At 27.3% G+C, this 9,444-nt stretch carries 10 protein-coding genes and 1 tRNA gene; 7 read left to right on the top strand and 4 right to left on the bottom strand.

What is annotated here, in order from left to right; translation table 11 throughout:
- The 3 genes from lnt to ACTTAQ_RS05300 all read right to left on the bottom strand — a co-directional run.
- On the bottom strand, positions 1-1,501 hold a 1,501-nt coding region (lnt, locus tag ACTTAQ_RS05310), incomplete at its 3' end, for an apolipoprotein N-acyltransferase (RefSeq protein WP_440696212.1).
- A 17-nt stretch (positions 1,502-1,518) separates the two neighbouring features.
- Positions 1,519-1,908: a rhodanese-like domain-containing protein gene (locus ACTTAQ_RS05305; protein WP_440696210.1), complete on the bottom strand. Its 390-nt coding sequence runs from the start codon at positions 1,906-1,908 to the stop codon at positions 1,519-1,521.
- A 114-nt stretch (positions 1,909-2,022) separates the two neighbouring features.
- Positions 2,023-2,098 (bottom strand) — tRNA-Thr (locus ACTTAQ_RS05300).
- Positions 2,099-2,180: 82 nt separating this feature from the next.
- Here ACTTAQ_RS05300 and ACTTAQ_RS05295 point away from each other — a divergent pair.
- From ACTTAQ_RS05295 to ACTTAQ_RS05270, 6 genes are read left to right on the top strand one after another with little or no spacing between them, the layout of a single operon-like run.
- Positions 2,181-2,597 (top strand): hypothetical protein, encoded by a 417-nt coding sequence (locus tag ACTTAQ_RS05295; protein WP_440696208.1) that lies wholly within the window; start codon positions 2,181-2,183, stop codon positions 2,595-2,597.
- A complete protein-coding gene (locus tag ACTTAQ_RS05290; RefSeq protein ID WP_440696206.1) occupies positions 2,594-3,478 on the top strand; it encodes an AAA family ATPase in 885 nt (294 codons plus the stop codon). The genes ACTTAQ_RS05295 and ACTTAQ_RS05290 overlap by 4 nt, the downstream gene beginning before the upstream one ends.
- Positions 3,478-4,422, top strand: a complete 945-nt coding sequence (locus ACTTAQ_RS05285) for a hypothetical protein (protein ID WP_440696205.1) — start codon at positions 3,478-3,480, stop codon at positions 4,420-4,422. The genes ACTTAQ_RS05290 and ACTTAQ_RS05285 overlap by 1 nt, the downstream gene beginning before the upstream one ends.
- A complete protein-coding gene (locus ACTTAQ_RS05280) occupies positions 4,422-6,335 on the top strand; it encodes a transglutaminase family protein (RefSeq protein WP_440696203.1) in 1,914 nt (637 codons plus the stop codon). Before ACTTAQ_RS05285 ends, ACTTAQ_RS05280 begins: the two co-directional genes overlap by 1 nt.
- Complete coding sequence (locus ACTTAQ_RS05275; RefSeq protein ID WP_440696201.1) at positions 6,332-6,838, top strand: rRNA adenine N-6-methyltransferase family protein; 507 nt, start codon at positions 6,332-6,334, stop codon at positions 6,836-6,838. Before ACTTAQ_RS05280 ends, ACTTAQ_RS05275 begins: the two co-directional genes overlap by 4 nt.
- Positions 6,823-8,304, top strand: coding sequence for an LTA synthase family protein (locus ACTTAQ_RS05270; RefSeq protein WP_440696198.1), 1,482 nt, complete (start codon positions 6,823-6,825; stop codon positions 8,302-8,304). Before ACTTAQ_RS05275 ends, ACTTAQ_RS05270 begins: the two co-directional genes overlap by 16 nt.
- 51 nt (positions 8,305-8,355) lie before the next feature.
- Here the strand turns inward: ACTTAQ_RS05270 and ACTTAQ_RS05265 are convergent, their stop codons facing one another.
- Positions 8,356-9,006 carry a type IV pilin protein gene (locus tag ACTTAQ_RS05265; protein WP_440696196.1) on the bottom strand — a complete coding sequence of 217 codons (651 nt, stop codon included), beginning with the start codon at positions 9,004-9,006 and terminating at the stop codon, positions 8,356-8,358.
- Between the two features lie 74 nt (positions 9,007-9,080).
- Here ACTTAQ_RS05265 and ACTTAQ_RS05260 point away from each other — a divergent pair, with 74 nt between their 5' ends.
- Positions 9,081-9,443, top strand: a complete 363-nt coding sequence (locus ACTTAQ_RS05260) for a hypothetical protein (protein WP_440696194.1) — start codon at positions 9,081-9,083, stop codon at positions 9,441-9,443.
- The last annotated feature ends 1 nt before the right edge of the window (position 9,444 follow it).

The following is a 9,444-nucleotide window of genomic DNA, read 5'->3' as shown; positions in this document are numbered from 1 at the left end:
TTAATTTAAAATATTTTTTCAAAAATAATTGTATCAAAAAACCTAGTAAGATTAAAAACAAAAACATTAAATTACCCATAACTTGAAATGGAGTTTTTTTGTTAAGGATATTGTAAGTAGAGACAAAAGATGACTGTTTATAGGGTGAAGAAATATTTGACGAAACACCGTATGGGTTTATGCTAGCTGACAATCCTTGATTAGTTGATCGGAAAATGTGTTTTCCCTCTTCTATTGCTCTAAAAATAGAATGAGAATAATGTTGATATGTACCAATTGATCGATTGAACCAAGCATCTTCTGATAAATTAAATATAACATCGTAATTATTTTTATTTATATTTAAATTACCAGTATCTATAACTTCGTAGCAAATAAGTGGTAATATCAAATTTCCATTTATATTAATTTGATTTCTATTTTTTCCTTTTGAAAACGATTGGTAACCAAAAGTGACTTTTTTTAAATTTAGTTGTGCAATTAAATTTTCAAAAGGAATAAACTCTCCAAAAGGAACAAGGTGAATTTTACGGTATTCATTAACAACTTCACCACTTGCGTTAAAAACTATGAAAGTATTATAAATTTTACCTTGCTCATCCTTAGTATTTCCTCCTAATATGATTTTTTGATTATCTTTAAATTTGTCTTTAATTATGTTTTTAAAATTATTTTTACTGACAAAAGAATACGAGCCCTCAGGCCATAGAAAAATTGAGTTATTTTTTTTTTCATTAGGTTTACTAATTTTGATTAAATTTTTTAAATAATCGTCTGGATAAGATGATATTTCAATTAAACCCTCATTAGGTTGCACAACTACAACCTCTTGATCTTTAGTCTCTAATTTAATTTGAAGTCTTCCAGTACCATACATGTAATTAATACCAATTATTAAAATAAAAATTAACATTCTGTTCACTGACTTTCTTTTGTTCTCACAAAAAAATAAATATGGAAAACAGAAGAAAAAAATGGATATAAAATTTAAACCAAAGGTCCCAAAAACATTTAAAATCTGAATACTTTGTATTTCATCACTTAAAGCGTAGACAAATAAGTTCCATGAAAACCCTGTAACGTAAGATCTAATATATTCTGTTAAAGCTAAAATGATTGCAAAATTTAAGATAAAGAAAAAACCAAACTTAAAAAAACGTCTAAAAATATAAAAACCAAATCCATAAAACAAAGATAATACAAAAGGTAAACCAATAATTGCAAAAGGCTTTAAAACTAAAACTTCAGGGTCAAAATTTAAAGAGTAACTGATCCAATATAATGAAAAAGAAAAATAACCAAAAGCAAAACTCAAACCATAAATAAAGAAAACTTTTGGCCCATTAAGCTCGTTTGTTTTTAATAGATATAAAAGTGCAGGAAAGATAATAAAACAAAAACTTACATTATTATAAGGTGGTAATGCAAAAGAAAGTAAAGCACCTAATAAGAAAAGTATTATAAAATTAAATTTACTTTTTAAAAATTGTTCAAAATTCATTTTACTAATGAATATAATTATTTAATTGGTAATTTATCTGCCTTCCAAGAAGACTTATAAACTGTATCTGATCTTAAAAACCCATCTGAAACATTAAATGTTTTAAATCCTTTTTTTTCAAAAATTTCAGCCGCATTTTGTGAACGTGCTCCACTTCTGCATATAAAAAAAATATTTTTATCCTTATCTAAATTTAAATTATCGATCTCTTGTTCAAAATTTGGATTGAGCTCTCTTTCTTCGCCCTTTTGGAATTGATATGATACAAAATGAGTAACAAGTCCCAATGCTTCACCATCTGGTCTTCCAATAACATTCCATTCTTCCGGAGTTCTAACGTCAATTAAATAGTGACCGTCTTTACCTGCTAGATCTTTAAGTTCTAAAGCTGTAATTTGTTTGACCATAATTTTACTTTTATCTTACTAATTAAAAATAAAAAAGTATTGATTAAAGCGGTTGATTTGGGTTCGTTTGCCCAACTTATAAAGTCATGTAGGAAAGTATAGGATTTTATTAGATGGTGCCCAAAGAGAGAATCGAACTCCCGACCTACTGATTACAAATCAGTTGCTCTACCAATTGAGCTATTTGGGCACGTGGCGATTATTATAATTAAATTCTCAAAAATACAAATGAATTGTTGAGATAAATAAAGAAAAAAAATAAATAACTATCAATGATTAAGCAGTATTTTTGCAAGTGTTGTAACAAAAAACAAACTAGTTTTTTGACACCTAAAATTCTAAGAAAATCAATCTACCAAGATCAATATGAAATAATCTTCAAAAAAATTTGCAATCACTGCTCTCAAAACAATATCTATCTTAAAAAAAAATCTTCAAAAACGTATGAATTAAGATGGAAGGAACTAAGTGACCTTGAAGAAAGAAATATTGATTTAGAAAATGAAATACATGGAATTGAAGAGAGGCTAAAATTTAGAAAGAAAAATCAAAAAATTACAAAAAAAGAGGAAGATTGGTTTATTAAAAAAATAAAACAGTTAAAAACAAGTAACCAAAAAGAACTAGATAAAGTAAAAAAAGACTATAGAGCTAAAATTGCAATTAAACTAAAATATAAGACAAAATGATCAAATCTATAAAATCAAACTTAAACCAATTTATAATAGGAAATGATGATAAAATAGAATTATCAATAGCAGCAATTATTGCTGGTGGAAGTATTTTGTTAGAGGACCAACCAGGAACTGGCAAAACAACTTTTGCAAAACTTATTGCAAACAGTTTAGGTTTAGATTTTAAAAGAATTCAGTTTACATCAGATATGTTACCATCTGATATTAATGGCTTTGTTAAATATATTAACAATGAACCAAATTTTCAAAAAGGTCCTATTTTTTCTAATATTATCCTTGCTGACGAATTAAACCGTGGAAATCCAAAATGCCAAAGTGCTTTTATGGAAGCCATGGAGGAAAAATCTGTAACCATTGATGGATCAACGCATAATCTTCCACAACCATTCTTTGTCATAGCAACGCAAAACCCAACTGAGCAAGTTGGTACCTATCCATTACCCGAGTCTCAGCTTGATCGTTTTATGATTTCATTTTCAATGAATAAGTTAAATCACGATCAAGAAAAACAAATTTTAAAACAAAAAAATAATAGCCAAAATATTAATTCATTAAATATTGATATTCAAAAAACTATGAATGAAGTTAACCAAATTGAATGCAATGATATTGTAATTAGCTATATTCAAAGTTTAACTGAACAAACTAAAAAAATTAAATTTGAAACCATTCTGTCAACTAGAACTCTTATTTATACTGTTCAAATCTCAAAAGCTTTGGCTCATTTAAATGAAAAAAAATATGTCACATTTGATGAGGTGCAAAAAACATTTCCTTACATATTAAAACATAGAATTAAAAATGTTGATTTTGGAGTTGATATTTTAGGATATATTCAAAAAGAAATTATCGAAAAAGTACCTGTGCCTCGTTAATGATTTCTAAAGCATTAAATCATTTTTATTTTAAAATTATTAGAAAAAAACTAAAGCAATATCCAAATCCAAGTATCAATCGAAAAAACATTTACATCTTTCCTACAAAAGATGGATTTCAATTGGGATTATTTTTAATCACCGCTCTTATTGCATCAACAATTTATCAAATTAACCTTGGATTAATTATCCTGGTTACCCTTTCGGTTTTATTCTTTCTTTCAATTTTAATTACCTATGAAAACTTGAACCACATACAAATTAAAGACTATGAAAATATAATTGATAGCAATGGAAAAGAGCCTTTAAAATTATTTATAAATAACAGTTCTAAACAAAAAAAAATTAACCTTAATATTATTGATAACAAAGATGTTTTAAAGTCTGAGACTTTTAATCTAAATACTGGTGCCAATGTCATAACATTCAACAACCCTTTCTTAAAACGAGGTTGCTATGATTATCCTTTGCTTAAAATCCAAACGATTTTTCCATTTGGAATTACAAAAGCATGGAATTGGTTTCAGCTAAAAGAAAGATTCTACGTCTACCCTTCACCTATAATGTATTTTAAAGATCTAAATCATTTTTTAGTTGAGACTTTAAAATATAAATCAGATTTTAGTGAAGATTTTGATGGAATAGATCAGTTCCAAGAAGGAATGAGTGAGAGTAAAATTGCTTGGAAAATATCTAATAGTAAAGATCAACTTTATATTAAAAAATTTGAATCAAAGTCAGAGTCTAAGAAAATACTCATAGATTATAATCAAATCCCAATTCAAGATCATGAAAAAAAACTTGGTATTATGGTTTTCCTATTAAAGGAATGCCTTCAGCAAAATAAAATTTTTGCCATAAAAATAAAAGATCAATTATCTGATTTTGGAGATAACAAAAAACACTTTGAACACTGTTTAAAACTTATTGCGGAGGCTGATTAATGAATATTTATTTCAAATTATCAGTATTTATTATTCTCTCTCAACTTGCCTTGATGTTTCAAAAGCTTGAATATGAAAACTTTTTATATGTTCTTGCAATTACAATCACAGTTTTATTTATCAAATATAAGAACATCATCATTCATGCCTTAATCAGGCATCCATCTTTAATTATATTAATGGGAATTCAGTTTGTATTTGAAGATTATACGATCACGAAGGATTTTTTTATTAACTGTCTTTATATCCTTCTTTTATTTAAGTTCTTAGAAACAAAGAAAAAAGATTACTTTTTCTTTGTAGCACTATCCATTTTTGTAACCATCTCAAATCTGATTAATAACCAAAATTTATTAAGTAGTATCATTAGCGGTTCATCTGCAATTACAGCTATTATTTTGTTATATTTAATCAATCAAAAAGAGCTAATCACTCTAAACATACAAAACTTAAAACGAATTGTGCTGATTAGTGTATTTACGGTTCCTATTATTATACTAACCTATCTTTTCTTCCCAAGGGCAGAAGTAAAGGTAAGTTTATTTGCAAATAAACTAAACAACCTTGGTATACCTGATAAAATATCTCTAGGCTCGTTTCAACAAATCACGCTTGAAGATGAAGATGTATTTAATGCAAAGTTTTTTGAACGAGTTAATCAAAATCAGCTTTATTTTAGAGTTAAGACTTTTGAAGTTTTAGATCAATTAAAAAACTGGAGAAGCATTGATACAAAAGTAACTTTTAAAAATAATAATCAAATTGTTAAAAGATCCAATGATCAACTAAAATATGATCTCATCTTATTTAATCATGAAAAAAACTGGATACCTGTACTCGATTATACCGTTCCAAGAGCTTATGACTTTAAATATAACTCACATAATTTGACATATCGCATGAGTCAAAAAATGACTGCAAAAAAGAAATTTGCTTTTTTTGCTCAAAGTACTTCGCCAATTATAAATTTAAGTATTAAAGAGAAAAGTTATTATCTACAAATACCAAATACAGTAGATCGTAAACTAATAAATTGGTCAAAAAAAAATAAACAAAATAAATCTAACGTAGAATATGCTGAATTCTTAATGCGTTATTTTAATAACCAAGAGTTTTATTATAATCTTAAACCAAACCCAATTGGTAATAACTACTCTAAGTTCTTTTTTGAAACCAGAGAGGGTTACTGTGAATATTATGCTGGGACCATGACTTTGCTCTTAAGAGCTGCAAATATCCCCGCAAGAATAGTCACTGGTTTTTATGGTGGACGTTATAATGAACTTGGAGACTTTTATACATTTTCTCAAGAAGACGCTCATTCCTGGGTGGAGGCATGGATTGAAAATGTGGGCTGGATTAGATTTGATCCAACGCAAGTAATACCTTCAAATAGAATTAAAAATACTATTAACAGTTTTGAAAGAGAAGAAAATGGCATTGAAACTGAACAAAATGAACTTGTAAAATTTTTTGGAGATAAGGGTTTAAATCTTTGGGTTAGATATCTTGATTATCAATGGACAAACTTTTTGATTAATTACGATTCATTACAAAGAGAAAAGTTAATAGATAATCTAATAAATATGGAAAAAGAATCTTTACTTAAAACTGCCAAAATTATCGCAATATCTATTTTTTATATAGTATTAGCTCTTTTAATTTTATTTATTTATAAAAAACAAGATTACAGCGACTTATTGTTTTATTTAATTGTAAAAAGACATAAAATTAAAATTAAAGTCTTTGAAACACATCAGAAAATTCTCTTAAAGACCAATGATAATAATGTTTCTCAAAAATTAATGAAAATTTATGAAAATAATAAATTTTCAAATCAAAAATTAAATTTTTTTAAATTTTTAAAAATTTACCTTTTATTTTTTACTCCTTTAAGTAAAAGAGCGCCGTGAACATACTTTTAAAAAAATTTATTCAAAATCCTCTTAAAATTTGTACCGTAAAAGCCTCTACAAACTCATCAGCAAGAAAGATTGCTAATTTAATTAATAATACAGAGAATAATAATGTAATTGAAATTGGCGGCGGAACGGGAGCTTTAACACAATTTGTTGAAAATAAAGACGTTACTATTATAGAACGTGATTATGAATTATCTGAAATTTTAAAAACTAATTATCCTCAATATACAATTAAAAACCAATGTGGAATCAATTATCTTAAAGAATATAAAAATGAATATGGTTTACTTGCTTCAATACCACTGATTGATAAGGAACTTAAAACAGAACTAATAAATTGTATCAATAACCACATATCAAAGAACCAAATTAAATGGATAGTAAATTTAGGCTATCAATATTTCGACCCTTTAAAAGGAATTAATTTCAAAAATAAAAAAAGATACATAACTTTAAAAAGTTTCCCACTTGAAATGATATGGCACTATTTCTAAAAAAATATTTAATTAACTTTATCTTTTTATTTTTAGCTTTTTTGTTAGTGCAAAAAGCTATTTGGATTAAAGATTTTTTTGGCGAGAGAACTAATTATATTGAAATCCTTTATAATTTTACCGTTCAATATGACGGCGTAAGAGATACGCCTCTTTATTATAAAGTAAATTTTATATTAAATATAATTATATACCCGTTTATTGCTGCATTGTTTTGGATGTTTGTTCTAGAAAAAAGCAAAACCAATAGCATCATTAATAATTTTTTATTTAAAATAAAAGAGAAAAGAATAATCAGTTTTTTTTTTAATTTTTTTTATAAAATAATATTAAATTACAAAATTTACTTTATTTTTTGTTTAATATTTTATTTTAATAAATTAGATTTTTTTGACTTTTTGCATGTAAATAAAAATTTAGAAAAAAATATCCAACTCTACCATAACCCAAATAAAATAAATTTTATTAATCCTGAGAAAAAGAAAAATCTGATTCTTTTTTTTACAGAGTCTTTAGAGACCCAAGTACGATCTTTGGATAAAAATAATCCAATTAAAGATATTGATGCGGTTAAAGGAAATAATATAAATAATTTCAAACACGCTCCAGCGACTGCTTTCAGTATAGGTGCGGTTGTCTCTACCCAATGCTCGGTTCCATTTTATCCTACAATTTCAATGAATCTAACTACTTTCAAAAAAAATGATTTAATATGTTTGAGCGATATACTTAATAGATTTAACTATAAACAAATTTTTTACCTTACTGTACATGCTGACTTCCATGGATTTGGAATATTTAAAAGACTGCATTCTTTTGAGGTATACGATATCGACAAAATGGTAAGGGACGGCTTGGCCAAAGAAAGGCTTACTGGTTGGGCAAACGGAGTACATGACGACGATATGTTAGAACATGCTAAAAATAAAATTATCCAATTGCATCAATCCGGACAACCCTTTAATGTTACTTTAATTACAGCAGATACACATTATCCATTTGTATCTTCTCCAAGATGTAAAGAGAAAATATTATCAACTAAGAATAAGAAATTAAAATATATCGATGATCTAAAAAGATCATATCGATGTTCAGGAAAATTTATTTATAATTTTTTTAAAGATCTTGAAAAAGCAGGTGTTCTTGAGGATACCGTAGTAGTACTTATGGGTGATCATCTAATGGCTGACCGAGAAGAATTTACAATTCCAGACGGTTGGGACCGAAATATTTATTTTAAAATGAATAACCAAAAAAAATTTAAGAGAGATAAAATAAATCACTTCGATATCGCTCCGACAATATTAGATGAAATGGGTATATTGCCAGATGACACGTCACGCTATGGATTTGGGTATTCTGCCGTGAGAGAAATTAAAAATTATGACCAGCATTATACCGATATAATGGATAAGAAAATATTAAGTGAGTACTTAACTCACAAAATATTTAACACTGCAAAATAAAAAAAGGCCTCAAATAAATTGAGGCCTTTTTAAATAAAATAATTTAAAAAACTATTTTAATTCTAAATGTTTATGTTTGTAACCATTTGCAGTAGACTGCGCGGTAAGAGCTGGAACAGCTGTTTCATTCTTACCAACATAAGTCACTGTGATTTTTCCAGCAGTAGCAGTTTCTGCAGCTACTTGACCGGCAGACGTGATACCGTTCTCAGTATTTTGAGATTGTCTGATAATAATTGTACCTTTTTGATATAACGCAACAGGTCCAACACTATTATCATCAGTACCAACAACAGCATTAGTTTGTGATGATTTAAATGGATTTTTAAACTTTAATCCACCATCTTGAGTTCCAAAATGACATGCAACAGCACCTTTTAACTTTTGAATGGTACCATTTGTAGAGTTTCCTCTATTAAATGCAGTTGTACCACAGCTTGAATAAGTTGATGATGTTACAGTTTCAACAGCGTTAATTGCAAATAAAGCACCTGACTTATCTTGCACACCATTGTTTAACAAAGTTAATTCAGTTTCAATAAATCTAACCACTGAGTTGTAGTTTGCTTCGGCAACTTTTTCCTTGGCAGACTCAGTGTAAGATTGATATCCTACAATACCTACTCCGGCTAAAACTCCGATAATAGCAACAACAACTAGAAGCTCTACTAATGAGAAACCTTTTTCTAGTGTTTTGTTCATATATATATATTCTCCGTTTTTAGTTAACTTCAAAGTTTCTATTTAAAATTGGTAATTATTGCAACCAAATTAATATGACTAAAATACTTAAAAAATTGTGGAATGGTCACTATTCCTTGTCAAAATCCTATTGGTTTTTTGGCAACATTGTCCCGCTAATATTTTTTATTATTTTAATAAGTTTAGCGCTTTTATTTCAAGAAAATGCATTAGATGCTCTATTAAATCAGCAATTTGTACCGAAAGGTCTATATGAAAGAGTGATACTTTTATTTATCACATTTTTGTTTTTGATTTACTCAATTATTTCAACTGTTGGTATTTGGAGAAGTGCAAATCATTATACTGGAAGAAGATATTGGTCAGTCATTGCTAAATTTGCAATAGTTCTTGCACTATTTACTTATTTAAAAGATATTTTTAAATTTTTTGTGTAAC

It is taken from the genome of Candidatus Pelagibacter sp. HIMB109 (genome assembly GCF_052048155.1).
Taxonomy (GTDB): Bacteria; Pseudomonadota; Alphaproteobacteria; order Pelagibacterales; family Pelagibacteraceae; genus HIMB114.
This window is presented reverse-complemented; position numbering and strand designations above follow the sequence as displayed.

Bases quoted from the DNA above. Each gene is read 5' to 3' on its own strand.
- ACTTAQ_RS05285 (WP_440696205.1), top strand. From the start codon at position 3,478: ATGATTTCTAAAGCATTAAATCATTTTTATTTTAAAATTATTAGAAAA.
- ACTTAQ_RS05270 (WP_440696198.1), top strand. From the start codon at position 6,823: ATGGCACTATTTCTAAAAAAATATTTAATTAACTTTATCTTTTTATTT.
- ACTTAQ_RS05290 (WP_440696206.1), top strand. From the start codon at position 2,594: ATGATCAAATCTATAAAATCAAACTTAAACCAATTTATAATAGGAAAT.
- ACTTAQ_RS05295 (WP_440696208.1), top strand. From the start codon at position 2,181: ATGATTAAGCAGTATTTTTGCAAGTGTTGTAACAAAAAACAAACTAGT.
- ACTTAQ_RS05305 (WP_440696210.1), bottom strand. From the start codon at position 1,908: ATGGTCAAACAAATTACAGCTTTAGAACTTAAAGATCTAGCAGGTAAA.
- ACTTAQ_RS05260 (WP_440696194.1), top strand. From the start codon at position 9,081: ATGACTAAAATACTTAAAAAATTGTGGAATGGTCACTATTCCTTGTCA.
- ACTTAQ_RS05265 (WP_440696196.1), bottom strand. From the start codon at position 9,006: ATGAACAAAACACTAGAAAAAGGTTTCTCATTAGTAGAGCTTCTAGTT.
- ACTTAQ_RS05280 (WP_440696203.1), top strand. From the start codon at position 4,422: ATGAATATTTATTTCAAATTATCAGTATTTATTATTCTCTCTCAACTT.